Raw genomic sequence first — 23,934 nt, forward strand, 5'->3', positions numbered from 1 at the left:
GAGGGCAAGCCGACGATTGTTGCCCTGAGGCTCAAGCTCGATCCAGCCGGGAGCATCGTCGAAGCCGAACATCTCCATGCCGAAGTGAATGCGGAATCGCCCTTCGGCGGACCTTCCCCGCTCGACCATCTGCACACGCCGCGCGCGGGCCTGCTCGCCGATGTGCCGGAGGCCGACCGCAAGAGCGCGGAGGAGCTGATCGCCCTCGGCGCTACCTATTACGACGCGCTCGACGACAATGATGGCACGCTGATGCCCTTCGCTGCCGACTGCGCGCGATACGAGAACGGTATCGAAACTGCGGGTCCCGGCGAAAGTCGGGGCAATTTCGGCGATCCGAACGCCAGCCCGGTTGCACGCGATTGCGCCGGCCAGCTCACCTCCAACACCTTCGCCTATATCGACCGGATCGATAATCGCCGCGTGTTTGCGGCCGATCCGGTGACCGGCCTCGTCATGGGTCTCTCGCATTTCCGCCATCCGATGGACTTCGAGCCCTATCCGGTGACCGCAATCGACGGAACTGTTGTCATGCGCGCCAAGGATGAAGGCATGTTCGCCGATCTCGGGCCGTTCGACCTGCCCGCCGCGCATATCTTCAAGGTCGGCGCCGACGGCAAGGTCCACGAGATCGAGGCGATGGGCTTTCTTGCGCCCTTGAACTCGCCGACCGGCTGGGAAGGCACCGCCTCCGCTCCCGAAACCGAATAGCCCGCTACCCGCGATTTGCGTTTCGTAATGGAATTCCCCAACAGGGATTCCATTACGAGCGCAATTGCGTGGGAGAGACGAATATGTGCGACGACCAGGCCTATCCCCAGGCTGGGCGCGAGAGAATGATCATGCCGCACCCGATCTCGTGGATCGGGACCGGCCGGCCCAATCCCGAAGACGAATTCATCGCCCGGATGGACGAGAACCATGTCTTCATGATGGGCGACAACCCGGCGCTGCCGCGGATGCCCGAAAAGCCGACCCTGCTCGACTTCTTCAAATACCGCTTCAACGATATCGCGGTGCGGCACCTCACCGTCAGCGGCAAGCGGGCGATGGACGACGGGCAGGAAGACAAGGTGGTGATGGCCTGCCTGCTCCACGATATCGCCAATGGCTGCCTGATCCGCAGCGATCACGGCTATTGGGGTGCCCAGCTGATCGCGCCCTATGTCGAGCCGGAGGTGGCCTGGGCGGTCCAGTATCACCAGGCGTTGCGCTATTTTCCCGATCCCGACGTCGGCTACGACTACCCCGAGAGCTACGACAGGTTCTTCGGCGCGGACTTCGATCCGCCCGATTACATCAAACGCGACGCCGAATATGCGAAGAACCACGAATGGTACATGACCGCGCGCCAGGTAACGCTTTACGACACCTATTTCTTCGATCCCTATCCCGAGGTCGATCCCGACGTCTTCACCGACTTGCTCGCGCGCAACTGGAAGCAGCCCGCAGAAGGGCTCGGCTTCGACAATTCGCCTTCCGCCCATATGTGGCGGACGATGATCTGGCCGAACAACTTCCTGTAATCAGGTGATTTTTTTAGGAATGAAGGGCAACGTCAGTACGTTGTCGTGCTTGCCCCCGGTGCGGAAGATGTGGATGCCCTTGTTGCGTGTGTTCTCGTGTAGCGGGAACGGCAACATCAGCCCTTCTTCCTTGCGGTAGATATCCGCTCCCGCAACCACCAGCCGCAGCGTCTCGCCTGCGTTGAAACGCACCGAGAAGGGCCACAGCTCGATTGCTACCGGGATGCATTCGCCCGGCCGGAGCGGCTCTTCCGAGACATGCGTATGGACCGGGCGGCCGGTGCGCGACTTCATCTCGTCAAGCTCGCGGTGGCTCGCCCGCTGCCAGCCGAGCGCGATCGGACCGTTCTCGAAAAAGGCATAGAAGGTAAAGCCGACCTCGTTCCCCTCGGCATCGAGCTTCTGCAGCGCGACGAACAGGTCGGCATCGTCACTGCCTTCGGTTTCGACCCACAGCTTGAGGCTGGCATGACCGGTGAGTTCGACCGGCTCGTTGAAGCGGATATCGAAATGCGCCCGCCCGTCGCATGCATCCTGCCGCAAATCGGCAGGCAAGACAGGCGCATCCGATAGGCTGCCGGTCGCCGCATCGAGATAGAATTGGCGATATTCGGTGCGCGCCAAGGGCCACTCGGTCTCCTCGCGCTCCATGGCAACGCCATGCTTCTCGCGCACTTCGAGCAGGACCCTGGGCCAGGCGCTCACCGAAGTCGGGCGATCGCGCAGGAAATGCTCGAAAAACGCCAGGCGCTTCGCGCGGCTCTCGGCTCGATAGTAATTGGCCCATTTCTTCTGGCCGTGGACATAGAGCCATTTCTGTTGCGATCCGATCCGCTCGAACGCCTCGATCGTGCCGCGCAGATGGAGCCCGTGATCCGACCAGCTGGCGGTGACGAAGGCCGGCTGGGTGATCGCTTCGAGATCGACCTCTTTCGAGCGCCAGAATTCATCGATCAGCGGATGGGCCTGGACATTGGCCAGCGTGTTCTCCGTTCGGTTCAAAGAAAAGCGAATATTGTCCGACGCGCGCGGGAGGAAGTTCGTCTCGGGAATCCCGCCGTGATAGGCAAATTCGCGGTACCAATCCGAAAACGCCTCCCAGATATTGAGCGCGGCGAGCGGCTCGGGTTTCAAGGGGGCCACGTAATATTGGATCGCGCCGAGATAGGAGACCCCGCTCATTCCCACCCGCCCGTTGGACCACGGGAGCCGCGCCAGCCATTCGATCGCATCGGCGCAATCCTGCGCTTCCTCGATGCCGTTGTGGTGAAAATCGCCGCCCGAAAGCCACGCTCCCCGCGGATCAACGATCGCCACGCCGTAACCGTGCTGGCCCCACCACACGGGATCCGGCCCCTCGAACGGCGTCAGCGTCGAAAGCCATTGGGGATCGACGCCCGATCGCGGCCAGAACACCTGGTTGGAAAGCCCGTGCTTGCCGTAGGGGCCCCATGCCAGCAGGATCGGCACATCGCGCTCGGCGCCTTCGGGCCGGTAGAGGTCGCAGAATATCTCGACCCCGTCACGCAGCGATATCGTGCAGTTCCGTTCGATCGCGAGGCCCTGTTCGACCCGCTTGTCATAATCCGGTGGCGGCAGCGGCGGCTTGTGCGCGGCGCTGTAGGGATCGACGCCCGGCCGCATGATCGGTGTGAAGCTATCCTCCGCCATTGATCGAGATTGCCCCCGCAGTTCGCCACCCGTCAACTCAGGCAATCACCTCTTGCGGCTCATGCGGCCGCATTGCGCCGATCCATCTCCCGATCCGGTCTGCGGCGCGCATCTGGAGGATCGCCAGGGCCGGAACGAGAATCTGCAGCATGGCAGTGCCGAACAGGATCCCGAACCCCAGGCTTGCCGACATCGGCACCAAAAATTGCGCCTGGACGTTGGTTTCGAAAGTAATCGGCGCCACACCCAGGAAGGTCGTGATCGCGGTCAAGATGATCGGGCGGAAGCGCGATTTCGCCGCATGGATAATCGCGGCCTTGCGATCCATTCCGTTGGCGAGGTTCTCGTTCATGAAGTCGATCAGCACCAGCGCGCCGTTGATCACGACGCCCGACAGCGCAATGATCCCGAACATCGAGACGATTCCGAGCGAGATTCCCAGGAGAATGTGCCCGATCAGCGCGCCGATCATGCCGAAAGGGATCACCGCCATGACGATCAGCGGCTGGACATAGGATCGGAACGGGATCGCCAGCAGGGCATAGATCCCCGCCAGGGCCAGCAGGAAGGCCGAGCCGAGATCGCCGAAGCTTTCCGCCTGTTCCTCCTGTTCGCCGCCGAATTCGTAACGCAGGGCGGGATAGTCCGCCTGCAATTCCGGCATGATCCGGTCCGAGATCAGATCGGCCGCTTCCTGGCTGGTGATGATGTCGGTGTCGAGATCTGCGGTTATCGTATTGATTCGGTGGCCGTCTTCCCGGTTGATCGATGTCGGCGCCGTGCCAAAGGAGACATCGGCAAGGCTGCCGAGCGGTACCTGCCCGCCCGGCACGCGCACCCGATAGCGGGCGATGTCGGCAATCGAATTGCGTTCGTCCTCGGGCAAGCGGACATAGACCCTGACATCCTCACGCCCACGCTGGACCCTGACGGCCTCGGCCCCGAAAAAGGCGGCCCGGACCTGCCCGGCAAGATCCTGGAGCGTGATTCCGAGCGTGCGCGCCGACGGCTTGAGCCGCAATTCGACTTCCTGCATTCCCGCATCGTTGTCGCTTTCGACATCGAACACGCCGCTGACCCTCGCCAACGCCGAGGTCAGCCGTTCTGATGCCGTATCGAGCACGGCAACGTCCGGATGGGTCAGCCTGATGTTCACCGGATCGCCGGCAGAGATCAGGCTCGAACTGATCGAAAAGGAGCGCGCTTCCTGTACCGGGCCGGCTTCCTCGCGCCAGGCCTGTTCGAACTCGGCGGCACCGAAATCGCGCTCGTCCGCATTGACGAGGCTGTACTGGATCCCGGCAACGTTGGGCTGCAGGGTGCTGGACTGCAGCATCGGGCCCTGCCCGCCCTGGACCAGGCCCACGGTCGTGAATTGCGATTCGATGAAGCGCGCGTCTTCGGCATTGCCCTCGTTGAAGCGGGCGATCGCCCGGTCTCCCGCCGCCTCCAGCCGCGCGACCACTTCTGCCGTCCGTTCGACCGACGTACCCGCCGGCATCTCCAGCGTCGCGCTGACGACATCGGCCTCGATCTGGGGAAAGAACTCGGTCTTGATCAGCCCCGCCGGAACCATTCCGGCCAGGACGATCAGCAGCGCCAGGGCCGCCGAAACGACAATGTATGGCATATCGACCGCAAATTTGAGCCCACGGTCGAGCGGCCCTTCGATAAACGACTGCAGGCGCCGGTCGAAGCCGCGCTGGATACGTTCGAAGAATTTCAGCACCGCATTGCCGGCATGCGCGCCATGAGCGGGCAGGCTGCTAAGATGATTGGGCAAGATCAAGAGGGCTTCAACCAGCGACAGGCCGAGCACCGCGATCACCACCAGCGGTACGTCGCTCATCACCTTGCCGATCGTTCCTCCTACCGCGAGCAGGGGAGTAAACGCGACCACGGTCGTGGCGACCGCGAACACCACCGGCACGATGACCCGCTGGGTCCCGGCTATCGCCGCGCCGATCCCGCTGCGGCCGCGCTCTCGCTCGGCATAGACATTCTCGCCCACCACCACCGCGTCGTCGACCACCAGGCCAAGCGCGACGATGAACCCGAACAGCGAGATCATGTTGATACTCGATCCCATCATCTCGATGATCCAGATCGCCCCGACAAAGGTCGATCCGATGCCGATCGCGCTCCAGAAGGCCAGCCGGACGTCGAGGAACAGCGTAAGGGCCGCCAGCACCAGGATCAGGCCCATCCAGGCGTTCTTGAGCAGCAATTCGAGGCGATCGCCGAACAGTTCCGATGAGTCGTCCCAGATGGCGACCGACACGCCGGGCGGAAGGGTCGAGGCCGACCCGCTTTCGAGATAGTTCCTGACCGCCTCGGCGACCTCAAGAACACGTTCGTCGCTGGTGCGATAGACATCGACGAAGGCCACCGGCAGCCCGTTGAAACGGGCGATCAGGTCCGAATCCTCGAAGCCGTCCTCGACCTGGGCGACGTCTCCCAACCGCAGGATCGTCCCGTCCGGCCTGGTGCGCAGCACGATACTTTCGAAATCGCGCTGGTCGTAATTCTGGCCGACAGTGCGCAAGCGCACTTCCTCGGTGTCGGTCTCGATCGAGCCGGCGGGGCTGTCGAGGCTGCTTTGCGAAACCACGCGGGCGACGTCGGTCAAGGATAGTCCCAGCGCTTCGAGCCGGTCCTGCGGCACGTCGATGAACACCTGGTATTGCCGGACCGCGCTGGTCTCGACATAGCTGACCTCGGGCAGCGCGGCGAGCGCATCTTCGAGCTGGTACGCAGCTTCCTTTAGCGAACGCTCGGGAATGTCGCCGAACAGGGCGACCCGCATCACGCTCTGGCGAGACGTTTGCTCGCGAATATCGGGCTCTTCGGCTTCGATCGGAAAGGTCTGGATCTGGTCGACTTCGCCCTTCACGTCATCGAGCGCGCGAGCGATGTCGGTACCGAGCTCGAGCTCGATCTGCACCGTCCCCGAACCTTCGGCGGCAGTCCCGGTGATCTTCTTGACGCCCTCGATCGCCTGGACCGCTTCCTCGATCTTCTGGACGATCGATTCCTCGACTTCCTCGGGCGTTGCGCCGGGATATGCAACGCGCACCGTTACCGCATCGAGGCTGGTTTCGGGGAAGACCTCCTGCACGATCCTGCCATAGGCGGCGAGTCCGGCCAGCAGCATGAAGATCATCAACAGGTTGGCGGCGACTCCGTTGCGCGCCATGAATGCGACAATTCCCTTGCGATCGCGGGCCCGGTCGGCAGGGTTGCCGAAGCGGTCGAGGGGAATCTCCTCTTCGCCCGGTGCCGGCTGGACCGGATCGTTACTCATCCGCCTTGGCCTCGGCATCCGGGCGCATGCGAACCTGCATGCCGTTCACGGGGGTCCTCAGATTGCTGGTTACGACCCGGCCCGAGGGTCCAAGTCCGCTTGCCCTGACATAGGCATCGGTGTCGCCGCGCCGGATGATTTCGACCGGGACGATCGTGAGCTTGCCGTCCCTGACGACCCAGACCTGGTTGTCGGTCTTCAGGGCGTTGATCGGGATCCTGGCGAAGGATTCACTGCTCGATCCGGTGATCGTTGCCTGGACGAAACTTCCGAGAAGGAGCGGCACCGGTCCCTGCGCCAAGCCATTCCCGGTATCGACCGGGGTGCCGCTGCGCAGCGGATTTTGGACCCTGAGGAAAACGTCGATCGTGCGGGTCTCGGCATCGAGGATCGCATCGGCCCGATCGACATAGGCGGCCCAGCGGTAGCGCCGTCCGCTCTGTTCGGTGTACACCGCTGCGGGAATTCTCGCCCCGCTCCCTGCGAACAGGCCCGGAATTAGAGCTGCCTCGTCTTCGGTCAGCGAAACGCGGACCTCGTAGGCATCGGTCGCGACGATCGAACCGAGCGTCTGACCGGGCTGGACCAGCGCACCGATTGCGGTGGTCTCACTGCGGACAATGCCGTCAAACGGGGCGCGAACCTGGGTTCGCGATAGCGCCAACTGGGCATCGGCCAATTGCGCCTGGGCCCGGTCGCGCGCGGCTTCGGCCGAGCGCAATTGCGGTTCTCGGGTGGCGAGCTGGTTGGGATTGGCCGTACCGCGGAGGCCCCCGGCCTGAGGCAAACCCTGAGGTGGAAGGATGCGCGCGGCGTAATCGTTTCCGTCGATAGCCTGGGCCAGGGCGCTGCGTCCGGTTTCGCGCTCGGCGAAACGACGCAGCTCCGCCTCGGCGATCGTCACCTCTTCCTTCGCCTGCAGGACAGCGACTTCCTGCGCCGCGACATCGGCCTGCGCACTCCTGACCCGGTTCTGGTAATCGGCCGGGTCGATGCGGAACAGGGTCATCCCGCTGCCAACCAGGCTTCCCTCGCGGAACGCCGGGTTGACATAGACAAGCCTGCCGGCAACCTCGGCGCCCAGTGTGACTTCCTCGAGCGGTTGGACCGTTCCCGAAGCTTCGACTTCGATTGGCCCTGCGCCGACCGTGTAGGCTGCCGTCTCGACCAGCGGCGCGACCGCGACCGGTTCCTGTTCGACCGGGCTCGGGCGCAGGAAGATCATCAGCGCGACAATCGCCACCGCCCCGACAAGCAGGAGCGCAGCCCATTTCAACTGGCGGTTCATTGCGCTCCTCCCGTTTCGGTGGAAGCAAGCGCGGCTCTCTCACCGTCAATTTCCCAATCGCCGCCCAATGCGCGGTGAACGCCGAGCCGGGCGAGCGCGACGTCGCGCCCGGCGGCGGAAAGGCTGCTTTCAACCTGGTAAAATCCGCGCAGGGCGTCGAGATATCCGACATAATCCCCCACGCCGGCCTCGTAGCGGCGCGACTGCAGATCGAGCGAGGCCTTGGCGTCGTCCAGCTGCGACAGGATCAGGCGATAGCGCTGGCGCTGTTCCTCATAGGAGAGAATCGCCGTCCGCACTTCCTGGAAGGCTCCGAGCACGGCGCGGCCGTATGCGGCGGCCCGTTGGTCGTAGGTTGCCCTGGCCACCCTGATATTGGCCGAAATCCGTCCACCATCGATGAGCGGAGCCGTGAGATTGGCCGCCAGCGAGAGGAGCCAGTTCTGCCCAAAGTCGATCGCGTCAGCAGGGCTGCCGCCTTGCGCGCCGGTCGAAGCGGTCAGGCGCAGGGCAGGAAAGCGCTCCGCCCGACGCGCGCCGATCCTGAGCCGCGCCGACTCCAGGCGATCCCAGGCCGCCGCCACGTCGGGACGCTGAGCGAGAAGCTCTGCGGGAAGGCCGGCGGGAATGTCCTCGAAGACGAGCCTCGGCGTGAGCCTGGTGGCGAGCAATTGTCCGACTTCCTGCGGGTAATCCGCCAGCAGCAGCGCCAGCCTCCCTTCGGCAGAGGTCAGCGCGTTCTCGCGGGTCGGCAGGCTCGCCTCGACGCTGCGCAGGTCCTGCCGGACCTGGTACAGTTCGAAGCTTTGGGCCAGGCCACGCTGGTAGCGCTCCTCGGTGCGCTCCGCCCGGTCGGCCAGCACATCAGCCGTGAGCAGCGTCATCTCGATCTGACGGCGGGCATCGACAATGTCGAAATATGCCGCGATCGTTTCAGCCACGGTCGCCAGCCGGGCCGCGCGATAATCCTGTTCGGCCGCCACTGCGTCGGATCTTGCCGCGCGGAAGTCGTCATTCGCCTTGCCGAACAGGTCGACTTCGTAGGATGCGCTCAGGCCGAGCGAATAGGTCTCGCTCACCAGCCGCGAAGGACCGCCGGGAAAATTGCCGAAGGCGCTCCCCGAGAGCGGGTTTTCGGAATAGCTCGCCCCGGCCGTGGCGTTGAGGGTTGGCCACAAGGCAGCGCGCGAGACTCGCGCCTGTGCTGCCGCCTGCTCTGCCCGCGCAGAGGCCTCGGCGATGTCGAGATTCTGGTCAAGTGCGCGGTCGACCAGCCCGTCGAGCACCGGATCCTGGAAAGCGTTCCACCAGGCAGCCGGGCGATAATCGCCGGCAGTGACGAAGTCCGGATAGGCATCCGGCAATTCCGAGGCCACTTCCGGCACTTGTTGGTCGGGCGCCATGGAGATGCAACCGCCAAGCAGCAGCACTGCAAATGCGAGCAAGGGCGACCTCATGTTCGGCCTCCCTCGAGCACCAGCCGGGCATTCGCTTCCAGCTGGCCGAGCAACACGTCCGACGTGACCGGATCGATCTCGTCGACACCCAACAGGAGCCGAAGCGACGCACGCGAATGCCGCAGGCAAATGGCCATTCCGAACAGGTAGAGCGTGGTTGCCCGCGCCTGGCGGTCGTCCAGATCGGTGCGCAGCAGCCTGACTTGGCTGACCAAGGCCTCCATCATCGGCCGCATCCGCTCATTCATGAGTTTGAGCACGCCCGGTGACGGTGCCTGCTGTTCGCGCCCAATAAACAGCGCGAACGGCGCGCTTTCCTTCGCCAGCATGAATTCGCCAACCTGCCGCAGGACGGTGCAGATCATGGATATCCGCTGGTCGGCGGTCGCCTCGGGACCGGGAAGTCGATCGGGTTCGCTCCGAACCACAGACTGCATGTGATCGAAAATATGTTCCGCAGCGGCGAGATAGAGGCCTTCCTTGCCCCCGAAATGATAGGTGATGGATGACATCGCAGTTCCGACGGCGCCGGCGATTTCGCGCGTACCGACAGCATCGAAGCCTTCCTGACCGAACTTGTCGATCGCCACCCGAATCAGGTCGTTCCGCATCGGCAATGATTATTCGTTCGAACGAACAAGAACAAGCCGCAGTTTGTATCAGGGAGGATGTGGGCCGAAATTCAGGCTAATCGGTAGCCCGCAAGTCGCTGCGTGGTGGGTACAACCAGCCAAAACCATTGCTGCGAGGCTAAGGCTCGATAAGTTCCCGACAATGCTGGCGCCTACGCTCTTCCCCCGAGCTCGAATCTGCCGAGTTCCGTGGCGATCAGGATCCGAAATCAACCGGATAGGGTTTTAACTCTCCCGAGGCGTAACGCTGCTCCAGCCCGGGGGTCCCGTTCTCCATCACCATCAGCATCGAACGCTTGGGCGCAAAACCCTGGTGGCGGATGTCGGCCGGCATGGCGCAGACATCGCCCGCCCTCATCACCACCCGCCCGCGCGGCGCGCCGGTGTTCTTGTCCGCGATGTTCCAGTGGATCTCGTCGGTCAGCTGGATGAACCACTCGTTGCGGTCGTTGCCATGGATCACCGGCAGCATGTGCTCCTCACTGGTGACGCAGCAGATATTCGCCCGGGTGACCGCGCTGATCGACGGGTTCCAGGTGATGTCGCTGCGGGCGATATGGTCGAACAGGTTGATCGCGTGGAGCTGGCCTTCGAAGCCGGGTTCGCACTCGATTTCCGGCATATCGAGCTCCATGTCGGCGAACGCGCGGTTGACCGGGAAGCCTGCCTCCTCGGTACGGACCGACTTGTCACCCGGCAGGCCGAGCATGCGATCGGCGGCGATGAAGCTCCTGAGCAGCGGATCGCTGCGCTCCTTGCCCTTGGGTCCGATCGGCGTACCGGTTTCGAGCGGGGCGTTGAGCGGATCGTAGCCCTCGCTGATCCAGTCTTGCGAGATTGCCGTGAAGGCCTCGGCCACCGCTTCGGCCGGGAAAGTCTCCAGCAGGTCGATCCCGGCTTCCCTGCATCCGCGATCGTAGGAACCGGCGAAGATATCGACCGTGCCATAATGATTGGTGGTGCCGAAAATGTCGTCGAAGAAGATCCAGCCGTAGAAGAAGCCCCAACCGATATCGCGAACCATCGCGCGCAGGAACCGGTCGATCTCGATGATATGGCTGCCCTTGGGCCAGGTGACATGCGCGAAATATTCATCGCGATGGAAGGTGAAGCTGCCCAGGCGAAAACTGGAATAGCCCGTGACGGGATCGGTGCCGACCTTTTCGACTTTTGCATCGAGTACGCTCATCATGCCTCTCCCACGGTGCAGATTTCCGACCAGCGCTTGACGGTCACCGGCCCGTCGACGGTCTGGATGATCGCGACACCGGGTGCCGATGAGGCCAGCTGGTACGCCGCCCCCTGCGGAAGCAGCACCTGGTGCCCGCGGCGGGCGGTCACCCTGCCCATGCGCGGCCCATTGGGCTCAGCGCCGAGCTGCACCGCCCCGCCGCCGTGGCTCGGCACCTGGTCGTCCGCCAGTTTGACGAAATGGAAGGTCACTTCACCATCCATCACGATCGCGAATTCATCATGCGGCGCGGCATACCAGGGGGATTCGCCCTCGACCCGCATCACTTCAGCGACATATTCGAGGTTCTGCACCACCGCGACCCGCTCAAACGGCGCCGATTTTTCGGCGACTTCGAAAATATTCGAGAAGGCATATTTCCTGAGATCGTCGTCGAGCTCGATCACGCCTTTCTCATAGGAGCCAAGCGCGCCCATCCGGGTCTTGTAAACCATTTATCTCTCCCGCTGCCGGTTCCGGCCGGCCACTGTGATGCTATCATTGCTGCGGAAGAAAGGGCAATGGCAATCCATGTTGACCGCGCAACTGCAGCGCTGCAGGAACATCGAACCATGGCAGAGGATCGAGACATTCCGTGAAAAGAGACATGCGCTTCTACATCGGCGGTGAATGGATCGAACGCGCGGACGCAGCCGAGATCCCGGTCGTGAACCCGGCCACCGAGGAGGTATTCGGTTGCATAGCGGCGGGCACGCCGGCCGATGTGGACCTGGCCGTTGCCGCCGCGCGTAACGCCTTCGATGGCTTCTCGAGAACTTCCGTCGAGGAGCGGCTGGCGCTGCTCGAGCGGATTCGCGGCCTGCTGGAAGAACGTGCGGAAGCCTTCGCCCAGGCGATCATCGCCGAAATGGGCGCAGCGATCGGCTTTGCCCGGGCAGGCCAGGTGCATTTCGGGATCGAGCACGTGCGCGTGGCGATCGACGTGCTGCGAACCTTCGAGTTCGAACTGGAAGTGAACGGCATCCATGTCAGGAAGGAGCCAATCGGCGTGTGCGCCATGATCACGCCGTGGAACTGGCCGCTCTACCAGATCACCGCCAAGCTCATGCCCGCGATCGCCGCCGGTTGCACCGCGGTTCTCAAGCCGAGCGAACTTTCGCCATTCACCGGGCTGTTGCTTGCGCAGGTGATGCACGATGCGGGAACTCCTCCCGGCGTATTCAACCTTGTCAACGGGACGGGTGAAGCGGTCGGCCAGGCGATGGCGTCGCACCCCGATGTCGACATGGTCTCCTTCACCGGCTCGACCCGCGCCGGGATTCTGGTCGCGCAGGCCGCCGCCCCGACGATCAAGCGCGTGGTCCAGGAACTGGGCGGCAAGTCGCCCAATATCCTGCTCGACGATGCCAATTTCGCGGAGGCCGTGCCCAAGGGGGTGCTGGCGGCAATGCGCAATTGCGGCCAGTCCTGCGCCGCCCCAACGCGCATGCTGGTCCCAGCTTCGCGGCTGGCGGAAGTCGAAGCGCTCGCCGCCGAAGCCGCGAATGGCGTCATCGTTGGCGATCCGCTCGACGAAGCAAGCGTGATCGGCGCGCTCGCCAATGCGCCGCAATTCGCCAAGGTCCAGGAACTGATCCAGGCGGGGATCGACGAGGGGGCGAAGCTCGTAGCCGGCGGCACCGGACGCCCCCATGGCCTCAATCGCGGATTCTATGCGCGACCGACGGTCTTTTCCGAAGTCACCACCGACATGCGTATCGCGCAAGAGGAGATCTTCGGCCCGGTACTCTCGATCATGGCTTATAATGACGAGGACGATGCCATTCGCATCGCCAATGCGACGGTTTACGGACTCAGCTCGCACGTCCAGTCGGCTGACCTTGAGCGGGCTCGACGGGTCGCTAGGCAAATCCGCGCGGGCCAGGTCCACATCAATTATCCGCCTTGGTCGGGCTATGCGCCCTTCGGAGGCTACAAGCAGTCCGGCAATGGCAGGGAGTATGGGGTCTTCGCACTCGAGGAATATTGCGAGGTGAAGGCGATCCTCGGCTATTAAAGTCCTCCGGCAGGAAACAGTTGGGCCGCACAGGCGCAGGATCGTCTTAACCCAAAGACCCGGTTCGAGGCCGGGAATCCCCCGCACTCCCTACCCTGGCATTAACCACTCTCGGGCACCTAGCTTTGACTCCCTCGGTCCATTTTGTGGACCATGCGAGGGAAAGCACCCTACAAGACTGCTCTGGCAGCATTGGCGATGGCTTCGGCCGGACTGACCGCGCCTGCGCAGGCGAGCGAGCTCGCGCTGGTCGATGCGATTGCGTCGAGCACCGCGATCTACGCCAGCGCACTGACCAGTTGCAGCGCCCAGGTCGCCACCGTTTATGGCGCGGCGCCCGCCTCGGCCACCTATTCGAGCAAGGCATCGGCCGTCCTGGGCGGCCAGCCGAGCATGCTGGAACAGATTCGCCTGCAGCAGGCGGCGGTCGGCGATCAGGGCGTTGCCCAGAACCGGATCGTGGGAAATCCGCTGCTCGAGGAAATCAAACCGATCGAGCCGGCGCTCGGCGCCATTCGCAGGTCGACGAGCGGCTGCAGCACGTCCGGCTTCGCGCAAACTTCCGTTACCGGCGCTGCCTCGAGGGAGCTGGCCTTCGCCAGTCGCAATTTCGGGCGGGACGACTTCCTGCAGAGCAAGCGGGTAACACTCGGCAAGACGTCGTTCGATGCGGCCTGGAGCAGGGTCCGGGGTCGCAAATTGCGCCAGAACACGGCCGCCGGCCTGCCCGTGCCGCGCGGCTCGAACGGGATCGGCTTGCTCGACACAGTCAATCGCTGGGCCAACCAGACGATTGCCTATGCCGAGGACCGGCAGCTCTATGGCGTGAACGATTACTGGGCCGACGCATCCACGACGCTGGCGCGGCGAAAAGGCGACTGCGAAGACATCGCGATCGTGAAGATGCAGGTCCTGGCATCGCGCGGCATTCCCGATGAGGACATGTTCCTGACGGTGGTGAAGGATTCAATCCGCCGCGCGGATCATGCCGTGCTGATCGTACGCCTCGGCGATAGCTATTACATGCTCGACAACGCATCGGATGAAGTCCTGGATGCGTCGGAAAGCCACGAATACCATCCGCTGTTCAGCTTCAATGACAAGGTTACCTGGCTGCACAGCTCCTGAACTGGCCTGCAGCGTCAACGCTCGGTCAATGCTTCTCCCAGCGCCCGTTCCACCGGACTCAGGATATAGGACAACACGCTCTTGCGGCCGGTGATGATCTCCACGTTGCAGATCATGCCAGGCAGGATTGGCAGGCGCGTATTCCCGCTTGAAATGTAGGATTTGTCCGTTTCGACCAGAACCACGTAATAGGCTTCCTGCTCGACTTCGTCATAGACGCTGTCGGCCGAGACCTGCCGCACTCGCCCGGTAAGCCCGCCATAGATCGAGAAATCATAAGCGGTGACACTGACATTGGCGCGATCGCCGACCTTGATGAAGGCAATGTCGCTCGGCCTGACGCGGGCCTCGACCAGGAGCTTGTCGCCCACCGGGACTACCTGCATCAGCATCTCGCCCGGGCTTACAAAGCCGCCTACTGTCGTGATCTGGACGTCATTGACAATGCCATCGACCGGCGACCGCAATTCGTTCCGGTTGCGCCGGGCTTCCGCGCCGCGAATGGATTCCTCGTTCACCGCGATCCGGGTTGCGACTTCGCTTCGCTCGGCCAATGCCTGTTGCCGGAAGTCGAGCCGAGACGAGTTGAGATCGGCCTGCGCCTGGCGCACTGCCGCTTGTGCCCTTGCGACTCCTTCCCGCGCCGCCGATAGGCGGCCCTGCAGGTCGACAACTTCGCGCTGGGCAGCGAGCAGCTCGGTCTGCGGGATGATTCCCTGTTGTGCCATGGGCCGCAGCAAATCGACCTGCTCCCGCGCCAATTGCAGGCTGCTGGTCAGCGAAGTGACGGTCGCCTGGCCTTCGGTCAGGTCCCGCCGGCGCTGTTCGACAGCTGCCGCCAGAGCGTTCTCCTCGCTCCGCGCCGCGGCTTGCCTGACTTCCGCGAGCCGCCGTTCTTCCGCGCACAACGTCCCTTCTTCGCAGCCCAGTGTGCCGCCTTCCGCTTCCTGCCGCAGGCGTTCCGCCCTCACGCTCAAGCGCTCGTTTTCGGTCTCCAACTGTCCAAGCTGCGAAGATGCCTCGGCATCGTCGAGCCGGACAAGCAATTGGCCCTGTTTGACCGTCTGGCCGCTACGAACAAGGATTTCGCGCACTGTCGCCGGATCGGCCGCCTGGACAAGCTGGGCCTTGCTGGACGGGATCACCTTGCCCGTTCCGCGAGTCACTTCGTCAACCTGAGCGAGGCTGGACCAGACGACGAACAACGCCAGCCCGCCACCGCAAATCGCGATCAACCGGCGGCTCGCATCCCAGTTTCTATAGGTCTCGGCAAAACCCCAAAGGCTGCGCCAGGAGCGTCCCTGATCTTCGCTCATAGCGTGCTCGCCAGTTCGCGATCCCCGCTCGCCTGGCCTTGCAGCGTGTTGCGATAGGTCCTGCTGGCCTCGACCGGATCGGGGATATTAGGGCGCCATTCCTTGGTGGTGTCGATCCGCCCGCCGACATCGTCGGCCGCATGACGATCGGCAACATCCGGGACAACGGTCAGGCCGGGAACAAACTCGATGACCGGCTCCTCTGCTTCGAGAGCCGCGAGATCTTGCCGCAAACGCCCGAAATCCACCGTCGGAATCGCTTCACGCCCGGACCATCTTGCGCTGAGATAGCTCGCTTCGCCCCATTTCCCCGGGAAACGGTAAAAGATGTGGCGGCCCTGCTGCTGCAATTTGTCGAGCGTGTACGCCCATTTCGGCACGACATAATCGGCGTGGTAATGGGTCGCCGAGCCAACCGATTTCTCGACGAAACCGGCAAGCGCCGCCTTCGCCACTTCGCGTGACTGTTCCCATTGGGACCGGAGCGGAGTGCGCAACAGGGATCCATCGCACACGAAGCTGAACTGGCAAACCGCCCGGTTGGCGTCCTGGTAAACCACGCCGCAGACCGAGTTGGGATAGGCGGGATGGCGCACCCTGTTCAATACGACCTGCGCAACTCCGCGCTTTCCGGCCAACGGCTCGTTGGCGGCCTCGTAATAGATCGCCTGGGTGAGGCAATTGAGCGCGGTGGCGTATTGCGGGGTGCCATTGTCGATGCTGCGAAAGGAGGCAGGAACCTCAAGCGCGACCTTCGACAGCGGGATCAGTGAATTCTGCTCGACGGCGTCCAACCCGCGATTGAGGACCTTGTCCTCTTCCACAACCGTCGAATGGACCAGTTGATCGAGCATTTCCCGCTCGCGAACCTCTGCCGAATTTCCGCTCCACGACCAACCGCCCGCGAGCGCTGTAACGAGCGCAGCCAGCGCCACGAGAGCGACCATGGCCGATACGACAATGTGCCACCGCCCGATCCGCAAGGGACCGGCCACCTGCATTTCCAGTCGAGCTTCTGCCATCACTAATTTCCAAGCTTTCCGCCGCTCGCCGCGATGACCTGATCCTTGGGTCCATCGGCGACGATCTTGCCATTGTCGAGTACGATCAGGCGATCGCATACCGCAAATAGCGCCGAGCGGTGAGTCGAGATGAGCAGAGTTTGCGACGGCGTCAGAGATTGGGACAAGCGTTCGACGAAAAGTTTCTCGGTCTGGCTGTCCATCGAACCGGTCGGTTCGTCGAGATAGAGCAGCTTGGACGGGCTGACAAAAGCTCGCGCCAGCGCAAGGAAGGAACGCTGGCCGCCAGACAATCGGCGGCCGTGTTCGCCGACCACCCGGTCGAACCCGCTCGAATCCCGCCCGATGAACTGGTCCGCGCCGGTCACCCGCAGGGCATTGACGAGCGCGTCGTCGGTCGCTTCCGCGCGACCGAGGGTGAGGTTCTCCTTGACCGAGCCGGTAAACAGATCGGCATCCTGGCCGACAAAGCGGAAATTCTCACGGATTTCCTGCGGGCGGAATTGCCGGCTGTCGATCCCGTCGATCAGCATCGCCCCGCCGCTTGGCGGGTAGAGCCCGCAAATGACCCGGCCCAGGGTCGACTTGCCGGAGGCTACCCGGCCGATAATCGCAACCCGTTCTCCCGGATTGATTGTCAGCGAAATCCCGTCGAGTGCGGGAAGCGTCGCCTCGGGATAGCGGAATTCGACCCCTTCGAGCTTGATCGTACCGGCCCTGACGGTCGCGGGAGAGCTGACATTGCCGATCCTGCGTTCGTCTTCTCCTTCGAACAGCCGTTCGATGCTGTCGAGCGTCTCGTTCGCCTGCCGTCCCCGTGTCAGGAGGAAAGCGATCTGGCCCGCCGGAGCCAGCGACCTGGAGGAAAGCATGACGATGGCGATGATCGTACCCATCGAGATCGAACCGGCCGCAAACAGGTAATAGCCGCCGATAATCAACGAGATGGTCGAGAATTGCTGGAACGTCGATGCCAGCGTGATCGCCGCGGTGCTGATGCGCCGCAGCTTTTGCTGGGATGCGGAACCGAGTTCGGCCAGCCGGTACCAGCGCCCGACCATGCCGCCTTCGCCGGCCATGCTCTTGAGGGTTTCCATCCCGGCCAGGGATTCCACCAGCAGGGTTTGCTGCAATCCATGATCGGCCTGCGCATCCCTCACCGCATCGACGACCTGGCGCTGGAGCCGGTAGCCGGCCACCGCCATGCCTGCCATCGCGATCAGCGGAATAATGGCGAGCCAGCCTGCGATATAGGCAATCACGCCGACGAACAGCAGCAAGAACGCCATGTCGGTGATCAAGACGACCGTGGTCGAACCGAAGAAATCCCGCACGATGGCGTATTCCGAGACGCGCGCGGTCAGAGCGCCGGTATTGCCTTGTCGTGCCGCAAGCGGAGTCGAAAGGAGCCGGGAGTAGATCTTCTGCGAGAGGCGCAGGTCGAGCCTGCGTCCGATCTGGTCGATCACCGCCGCCCGGGCATTGCGAAGTGCGTATTCGAGGGCAAAGGCCACCAGGACGCCGACTGCCAGTACCCACAGGGTCGATACCGCGGCATTCGGAATCACGCGATCGTACACGGCACGAGAGAAGAGCGGCAGCGAGAGCGCCAGGAGGTTGATCAGCAGCGATGCGACCAGCACCGGCCTGTAGGACCTGCGCTCCTTGCGCAACTCGCTCCAGAACCAGTGATGCCGCCCTTTTGCGTGCCACGGCGCCTCGGCTTCGCGAAGCTTGTCGGGATTGCCCGCGATTGCCAGGAATTCGCCGGAAAATTGCCCTGCGACAGCTGCCTTGGGTTCCCAGACCGGCTCGCCATGGCCTGGGCGCCAGACGAGGACTTCCTCGCCGGCCAGCTCGAGCGCAACGATGGCGCCATCGTCTCCGACCGAGAGGAGGGCGGGATAATATTCCTCCCTGCCCGGCAATTTTCTGGAGACAATCGCTTCGTGGTTCAGGCCGACCAGTTCGATCGCCGGTCCCGCCTGGTGAAAAGGCAGGCGCCCGTCAGCTCTCCGCGCGAGCGAATGGAGCATATTGGGCGAGAAGGCGATGCCGAAATGCGCCGCGAGCTTGCCAACGCATGCAGTCAGCACGTCCTCTCGAGAGGAAATTCCTCCACCAATGTCTGCCATGTCACACAAGCCTCACGCACGAAGCGTGAACGCAAACCTTACTCCGGATACACCCGCCGCTGCAGTTCGGCAGGCACCGGCGGGCCATAGTTGAACTCGCCACGCTCATCTTCCCCGGCTCCTGCGCCGGGCTCGATATTGAGCGCGTTGAGGAAACTGTTGGTTGACGCAAGCACCTGATATTGCGCGAACAATTGCGAGAACCGCGCCGTTTCCAGCCTGACCTGGGTATTGAAACGGGTGTTCTGGGCATCGAGCACGTCAAGCAGCGAACGCCGGCCAATATTGAACTGGCTGCGATAGGACAGCAGGAGATCGTCGCTCACCTGGCTTTGCCGGGCCAGCGCGGTCGAGCGGCGGCCCTGGGTCTGCATTGCGTTCCAGGCCGTGCGGACGTCTTCTTCCGCATCGCGCTGGCGCTGGTGCAACTCGTAACGCTCTTCGCTGGCGCGACGGACCATCTCCTGGACATTGGCATGCTTGATGCCGCCGTCGAACAGGTTCCAGCGCAAGTAGACACGCCCGAGAACATCGTTGGTCTCACCGATGAAACCGTCGATGTCGTCCCCGATCCGGCCACTCACCTCGACGCCGACCGTGGGATACAATGCGCCCTTCGCGGAATCGACCATCGCATTGGCGGCGTCGACATCGGCCATGGATTCACGGACCAGCGGGTTCCGGGTCCTTGCAAGTCCTACCGCCTGGGCGAGATCGGTCGGCATCGCCGACGCAAGGTTGGGCGGCAGCACGACCTGGCCGACATCGAGCCCGGTAAGCGCGCGCAGCGAGATCTTGGCATCCTCGAGCGCCTGTTCGGCCTCGATCTGGCTGATATTGGCGGATTGGAGGCGTTCTTCCGCCTGCTGCAAATCCGCGACGCTGATCGACCTCTGCTCGACACCCCGTCCCAGTTCGGCCACCAGGTTGGAATGGAACGCCGCATTGTCCGCGGCGGCCGCGACGACACGCTGCTGGAGCAGCACGTCGAGATATTGCCGGGCGACCTGCAGGGCGATGAATTCGGACCGTTCGACGACTCTCAGCGAAGCGCCGTCCACCCGCGAAGCCTGGCGAAGCAATTCGCCCCGCCGGCGCCCGAAATCGAGCACGGTCCAATCGGCCACTGCCGAAGCTTCGAGCGGGTTGAGCCAGTCATCGGCAATGCCGAGACTGCGGCGCGTCGCATTCTCGAGCCGGCGCGCCCCGGCTGACAGTTCAATGTCCACGCGCGGTGCGAAAGCTCCCTCGGCCTGCTTGCGCTCGGCCTCGATCGCTTCCTTGTTCATCTGGGCCTTGATGATCTGAGGATTGGAATCGACGGCAACGTCGATCATTTCGGCCATGGACACTGCCTGTCCGCCGCCGTTTTGAGCGATCGCCGCGCCTGAAGTTCCACACAACAGGAGCGCTGCCGCCATGCTTGCAAATTTGGTATGCATCTTGTGCTCCTCGATCTCTTACTCAGCCGAGATTTCTACACGACGGTTTTGCGGGTTGCGTTCTCCGTCCGGCGTCGGAACTCGCGGTTGTTCTTCGCCGCGCGCGCTGACCGAAAGGTTGGCTGCGGGAATTCCGCGGCTGCTCAGCACCCCGGCAATCGCTTCGGCGCGGCGCATCGAAAGCCCGTCATTATAGGCGTTGCTGCCCGAACGGTCGGTATGACCAACCAGCGAGAGGCCGCTCCATCCGCAGGTCTGGTACCGGTTGACGACCGTATCGAGCGTCGGCCCGGCCGAGTCCAGCGGCACCGCGGAATCCCAATCGAAGAACACGATCCCGGCCAAAGCCTCGTCGCAATAGTCCGGCCGCGCCGGGGGCGGCGGAGGCGGCGGGGGTGGAGGCGGCGGGGGCGGCGGCGGCACGAACTGCATCCGCCGGTAGGCGTCCTCGCATTTGCCGATGCTAACCGGATCGCGGGTCGAGGACTTCATGTAGCCGATGGCGATGGCGCACTGGATCTTCGCTTCCGAGGCCCAGATATAGCGCGGATCGTTGGCGTTAACGACCGCCGGATCGAGTGTTGCGCTGAGCGCCGCGTCGTAGCGGCTTTCGAGCTCGCTACGCAATTGGCCATCGCCCAGGTCCATCAGGGATTGGGCGTGCGCCGCATTGGGCAAGACAGCCATCGCGCCGATTACACTGACAGCAGACAGGGCCAGTCGAAATCCAATTCTGTCCCGGCTCATACCTTACCCCCTTATCGATCTGATTCTAATCGACGCTGATTATTACGCCACAGATACACTCTGCGCGGAAGCATCATTGTCACTTTGCGCCAAAATATCAAGCGAATGGAACATTGTGCTGCTGTCCGAAGTCAAGTCGGTCGACAGCATTGCCGCAACATCGCCACCCGACTCGCCAGTCCCGCTGGACTGGGCATCGCCGAGCAGGCCGTCGAGCAGATTGTCGATCTCTTCGCTCGACGCCACTTCCTCAAGCACCTCGTTGGCTTCGACCAGCTCGACCTGCTTTTCGCCGCCGGACTGCTGGCCTTCGAGAGTCAGGAGAGCGCTCATCAACGAGGAGTCATCCATCGCAAGGGCCGTCAGCGGGGCGATTTCGACGGCAGGCTCGGAAGCTTCATCGTCTGAGGAATAGTCAACCGATTCAAGATCTTGGGTAACCTTGATTCCGCTATCCACGACGCCTTCCGAGCCGAGCGATGTCGATTCCGGTGTCGACGCATCGTCGGATTCCACATCGCCGGATTGCCATTCGAACATGCTCTCGGCACCGCCGGAGGTCGAACCCGACAAGTCGAGTTCGGCAACATCGAGGCTCTTCGTCGAAGTGTTGTTGCTGCCCGAGCTGTCGGACAGCCCGTCCATGCCTTCAACCAGCGGGATGAAGGCCAGCCCGCCGGCGGCCGCCAGCATGGCGCCGTCGGATTGCCTGGTGGTGAAAGAGGCATCGGCCAAAACCGACTGCGTTCCATCCGACCATGTCACATTGGCGCTGCCATGCACCATCACCTGGCCATCGACGGCGAGATACGATTCGCCGTCCGAGTCGAGGCCGATCGACTCGATGCCGAGATCGCTCAGGTACTGGAACTCGCCGGCATCGGCGACACCGTCCTGGTTCGCGTCCTGCCATACTCCAAATTTACCATAAGCATCGTCGGAAGCGTCGAGCACGCCGTCGCCATTGCTGTCGTGGAGCTGCGCAACCGCTTCGAGGTCGGACAATCCGCCGCCACCGAATACGAATTCCGAAGCGCCGCTGACCGTGCCGTCGCCATTGGCGTCGTACACCAGGATGCCGTCATCCGCACCGACCCAGGCAGTCGCTTCGAGCACGCCGTCGCCATCGTAGTCGTAGGTGACGCCGGCTTCGAGACCGACGAACTCCACGCCATCGCCATCGAGATCGAGCGCGACGGGAGGAACATTCGTTATGACGATCGAATTGTCGACGGCCCCGTCGACCAGGATGCCGATCGTCACGTCGCCGGTGTAGCCCGTGAGCTCGGCGATCGTGATCCAGTCGGCTTCGACGCCCGATCCGGTCAAATTGATCTGGACCACGCTGTCGGTCAGGTCGTTGGTTACCCGGACATAGTCGTTTTCATCGTCCGCGCCGGTGATCGAGATCAGCTGGGTGAGATCGATGACTTCGCCCGAAGCATAGCCGACGATCGTGTCGAAGCTGCCATCCCAGATGGCATTGTCGTCGAACACATAGGTGTCGAGTTCCGTGCCGCCATTGAGCGTATCGAAGCCGGCCCCGCCGATCAGGATATCGGCACCCGCGCCGCCGTTGAGGGCGTCGTTGCCGTCGCCGCCGACCAGCGTGTCGTCGTCGCCAAGGCCGTTGAGCGTGTCGTTGCCGCCCAGCCCGGCGATGATGTTCGGATCGGCATCGCCATCGAGGGTCTCGCCGGCCTCGGTGCCGACATAGTTGGGTCCGTCGCCATCGGGGAGGAAGGTGTAGCTCAGCGTCCCGGTCGCGACGTCGCCGTCGCCATCGGTCCCGACCACGCCCGCTTCGAGCGTGAACGGCTGGAAGGGCTGGCCGCCGATCGAGAACGCGCCGAGAGTAAACGGTGCATCTGCATAGTCATTGCCCGGGTCGGAGAAGTCTGCAGTCACCTGGATACCGGAGAACGGCGTGTCGGCCGCGACGAAATATTCCCAGTTCTCAAGCACTCCGCGAATGGTCACGGACCCGTCGGCTTCATAGACGACATCGACCGTGCCCAGGTCTGTCACGCCAGTCTCATACTGGATCACGCCATTTTCATCGAAGATGATGACATGGGTAATGTCCGGCGCGCTGACATGGTTGATATCCATGTTATAGCTCGTCTTGACATTGAAGCTCGCAGACGCAGTCGGACCGCCATCGATCCGGTTGACCTCCTGCTGGAAGCTCGAAGTGTAGTAGATTTCGTCGGCCCACAAGCCGGCAAGCTCGGTATTTAGGGTTCCGAGATCGATATTGCCTCCGTCATCGGTGGAGTCGACATTGATCGCGAAATCGATCGTCGCCACTTCTCCATCGCTGAAGGATTGGGCAGCGGTCTGCGCGGCGACACCTATGCGGCCGCTGGACGTGTTGACCGTTCCGCCGGGGTAAGGTGTATCGATGATGACATCGACACCGCCATTGTTTTCGGGGCTGGAATCGTCGACCCCGAGGCCGATGATGACCGAACCGGTATTGCCCCCGCCGATGCCGCTGGTGATATCGGCTTCCGAGAAGCCGATGCCGTTCTCGACTTCCGCCTGGAGCACGGTCATCTCGGCGTCGCCTGAAGCAGTCAGGTCGATATAGAAGATAACCGAATCGTCGGGATTTTCCGGATCGAATGTCGCCGGATCGTAGTTCATGTCGGTGGTGCCGATGAGCCGGGTCGTTCCGTCGCCAACCAGGTAGATATTCGCGCCTTCGAAGGTCAGCGCATTCCCGTTGGTATCGAAGGCCTGGACCGGATCGTCGTCGGCATCGCCATCGCTCAGGATGTCGAACACCAGGTTTCCGACGCCGTCGGTACCCGGATTGTCGAAATTGATGTCGACAGTCACCGTCTCACCTGCCGCATTGAGGATATAAAGGTCGTCCGGAACGAAATCCGTCGGACCATCGTCCTCGATCACGAAGTTGCCATTGGACAGGTCGATCGTCAGCTCGGCCGTGTCGCCATCGGCATCCGTCACCGTCGCTGTGGCATGCAGGTACTGCGCCACATCCTCGATCAC

General features: G+C 62.9%; 17 protein-coding genes. 4 read left to right on the forward strand and 13 right to left on the reverse strand.

The features are described from left to right. Nucleotides 1-711: DUF8021 domain-containing protein (locus AC16XC_RS07735; protein WP_484034071.1), on the forward strand; the 711-nt coding region annotated here is incomplete at its 5' end. A 68-nt stretch (nt 712-779) separates the two neighbouring features. Beyond that, on the forward strand, nt 780-1,526 hold the full coding sequence (locus tag AC16XC_RS07740) for an HD domain-containing protein (RefSeq protein WP_484034072.1): 747 nt from the start codon (nt 780-782) through the stop codon (nt 1,524-1,526). Here the strand turns inward: AC16XC_RS07740 and AC16XC_RS07745 are convergent, their stop codons facing one another. From AC16XC_RS07745 to AC16XC_RS07775, 7 genes are all read right to left on the reverse strand, one after another. Next, complete coding sequence (locus tag AC16XC_RS07745) at nt 1,527-3,197, reverse strand: CocE/NonD family hydrolase (RefSeq protein WP_484034073.1); 1,671 nt, start codon at nt 3,195-3,197, stop codon at nt 1,527-1,529. Between the two features lie 37 nt (nt 3,198-3,234). Beyond that, nucleotides 3,235-6,501, reverse strand: a complete 3,267-nt coding sequence (locus AC16XC_RS07750; protein WP_484034074.1) for an efflux RND transporter permease subunit — start codon at nt 6,499-6,501, stop codon at nt 3,235-3,237. Further along, entirely contained in the window at nt 6,494-7,789 is a 1,296-nt protein-coding gene (locus AC16XC_RS07755; protein ID WP_484034075.1) for an efflux RND transporter periplasmic adaptor subunit, read from the reverse strand. The genes AC16XC_RS07750 and AC16XC_RS07755 overlap by 8 nt, the downstream gene beginning before the upstream one ends. After that, nucleotides 7,786-9,246 (reverse strand): efflux transporter outer membrane subunit, encoded by a 1,461-nt coding sequence (locus AC16XC_RS07760; protein ID WP_484034076.1) that lies wholly within the window; start codon nt 9,244-9,246, stop codon nt 7,786-7,788. Before AC16XC_RS07760 ends, AC16XC_RS07755 begins: the two co-directional genes overlap by 4 nt. Continuing rightward, a complete protein-coding gene (locus AC16XC_RS07765; protein WP_484034077.1) occupies nt 9,243-9,857 on the reverse strand; it encodes a CerR family C-terminal domain-containing protein in 615 nt (204 codons plus the stop codon). The genes AC16XC_RS07760 and AC16XC_RS07765 overlap by 4 nt, the downstream gene beginning before the upstream one ends. Before the next feature lie 217 nt (nt 9,858-10,074). Continuing rightward, nucleotides 10,075-11,067: a hydroxyquinol 1,2-dioxygenase gene (locus tag AC16XC_RS07770; RefSeq protein ID WP_484034078.1), complete on the reverse strand. Its 993-nt coding sequence runs from the start codon at nt 11,065-11,067 to the stop codon at nt 10,075-10,077. Further along, nucleotides 11,067-11,564 (reverse strand): cupin domain-containing protein, encoded by a 498-nt coding sequence (locus tag AC16XC_RS07775; RefSeq protein WP_484034079.1) that lies wholly within the window; start codon nt 11,562-11,564, stop codon nt 11,067-11,069. The genes AC16XC_RS07770 and AC16XC_RS07775 overlap by 1 nt, the downstream gene beginning before the upstream one ends. Before the next feature lie 152 nt (nt 11,565-11,716). On the opposite strand from AC16XC_RS07775, the gene AC16XC_RS07780 reads away from it, so the two are divergent. Both AC16XC_RS07780 and AC16XC_RS07785 read left to right on the forward strand, forming a co-directional pair. Further along, nucleotides 11,717-13,126: an aldehyde dehydrogenase family protein gene (locus tag AC16XC_RS07780; protein WP_484034087.1), complete on the forward strand. Its 1,410-nt coding sequence runs from the start codon at nt 11,717-11,719 to the stop codon at nt 13,124-13,126. A 198-nt stretch (nt 13,127-13,324) separates the two neighbouring features. Further along, entirely contained in the window at nt 13,325-14,254 is a 930-nt protein-coding gene (locus AC16XC_RS07785) for a transglutaminase-like cysteine peptidase (protein ID WP_484034080.1), read from the forward strand. Nucleotides 14,255-14,268: 14 nt separating this feature from the next. On the opposite strand, the gene AC16XC_RS07790 is transcribed toward AC16XC_RS07785, so the two are convergent. The 6 genes from AC16XC_RS07790 to AC16XC_RS07815 all read right to left on the reverse strand — a co-directional run. Further along, the gene (locus tag AC16XC_RS07790; protein WP_484034081.1) at nt 14,269-15,570 is read right to left on the reverse strand and encodes an HlyD family type I secretion periplasmic adaptor subunit; all 1,302 of its coding nucleotides are present in this window, start codon (nt 15,568-15,570) and stop codon (nt 14,269-14,271) included. Then, the gene (locus tag AC16XC_RS07795; RefSeq protein WP_484034082.1) at nt 15,567-16,592 is read right to left on the reverse strand and encodes a cell wall hydrolase; all 1,026 of its coding nucleotides are present in this window, start codon (nt 16,590-16,592) and stop codon (nt 15,567-15,569) included. Before AC16XC_RS07795 ends, AC16XC_RS07790 begins: the two co-directional genes overlap by 4 nt. Nucleotides 16,593-16,594: 2 nt before the next feature. Continuing rightward, a complete protein-coding gene (locus AC16XC_RS07800; protein ID WP_484034083.1) occupies nt 16,595-18,727 on the reverse strand; it encodes a type I secretion system permease/ATPase in 2,133 nt (710 codons plus the stop codon). A gap of 38 nt (nt 18,728-18,765) precedes the next feature. Continuing rightward, complete coding sequence (locus AC16XC_RS07805; RefSeq protein WP_484034084.1) at nt 18,766-20,169, reverse strand: TolC family protein; 1,404 nt, start codon at nt 20,167-20,169, stop codon at nt 18,766-18,768. An 18-nt stretch (nt 20,170-20,187) separates the two neighbouring features. Continuing rightward, nucleotides 20,188-20,856 carry an OmpA family protein gene (locus AC16XC_RS07810; RefSeq protein WP_484034085.1) on the reverse strand — a complete coding sequence of 223 codons (669 nt, stop codon included), beginning with the start codon at nt 20,854-20,856 and terminating at the stop codon, nt 20,188-20,190. A 102-nt stretch (nt 20,857-20,958) separates the two neighbouring features. Next, nucleotides 20,959-23,934: calcium-binding protein (locus AC16XC_RS07815; RefSeq protein ID WP_484034086.1), on the reverse strand; the 2,976-nt coding region annotated here is incomplete at its 5' end.

It is taken from the genome of Candidatus Andeanibacterium sp. (genome assembly GCF_057143545.1).

Excerpts from the sequence above, each read along its gene's own strand:
- AC16XC_RS07745 (WP_484034073.1), bottom strand. The coding sequence starts at position 3,197 with ATGGCGGAGGATAGCTTCACACCGATCATGCGGCCGGGCGTCGATCCC.
- AC16XC_RS07750 (WP_484034074.1), bottom strand. The coding sequence starts at position 6,501 with ATGAGTAACGATCCGGTCCAGCCGGCACCGGGCGAAGAGGAGATTCCC.
- AC16XC_RS07755 (WP_484034075.1), bottom strand. The coding sequence starts at position 7,789 with ATGAACCGCCAGTTGAAATGGGCTGCGCTCCTGCTTGTCGGGGCGGTG.
- AC16XC_RS07760 (WP_484034076.1), bottom strand. The coding sequence starts at position 9,246 with ATGAGGTCGCCCTTGCTCGCATTTGCAGTGCTGCTGCTTGGCGGTTGC.
- AC16XC_RS07765 (WP_484034077.1), bottom strand. The coding sequence starts at position 9,857 with ATGCGGAACGACCTGATTCGGGTGGCGATCGACAAGTTCGGTCAGGAA.
- AC16XC_RS07770 (WP_484034078.1), bottom strand. The coding sequence starts at position 11,067 with ATGAGCGTACTCGATGCAAAAGTCGAAAAGGTCGGCACCGATCCCGTC.
- AC16XC_RS07775 (WP_484034079.1), bottom strand. The coding sequence starts at position 11,564 with ATGGTTTACAAGACCCGGATGGGCGCGCTTGGCTCCTATGAGAAAGGC.
- AC16XC_RS07780 (WP_484034087.1), top strand. The coding sequence starts at position 11,717 with ATGCGCTTCTACATCGGCGGTGAATGGATCGAACGCGCGGACGCAGCC.
- AC16XC_RS07785 (WP_484034080.1), top strand. The coding sequence starts at position 13,325 with ATGGCTTCGGCCGGACTGACCGCGCCTGCGCAGGCGAGCGAGCTCGCG.
- AC16XC_RS07790 (WP_484034081.1), bottom strand. The coding sequence starts at position 15,570 with ATGAGCGAAGATCAGGGACGCTCCTGGCGCAGCCTTTGGGGTTTTGCC.
- AC16XC_RS07795 (WP_484034082.1), bottom strand. The coding sequence starts at position 16,592 with ATGGCAGAAGCTCGACTGGAAATGCAGGTGGCCGGTCCCTTGCGGATC.
- AC16XC_RS07800 (WP_484034083.1), bottom strand. The coding sequence starts at position 18,727 with ATGGCAGACATTGGTGGAGGAATTTCCTCTCGAGAGGACGTGCTGACT.
- AC16XC_RS07805 (WP_484034084.1), bottom strand. The coding sequence starts at position 20,169 with ATGCATACCAAATTTGCAAGCATGGCGGCAGCGCTCCTGTTGTGTGGA.
- AC16XC_RS07810 (WP_484034085.1), bottom strand. The coding sequence starts at position 20,856 with ATGGCTGTCTTGCCCAATGCGGCGCACGCCCAATCCCTGATGGACCTG.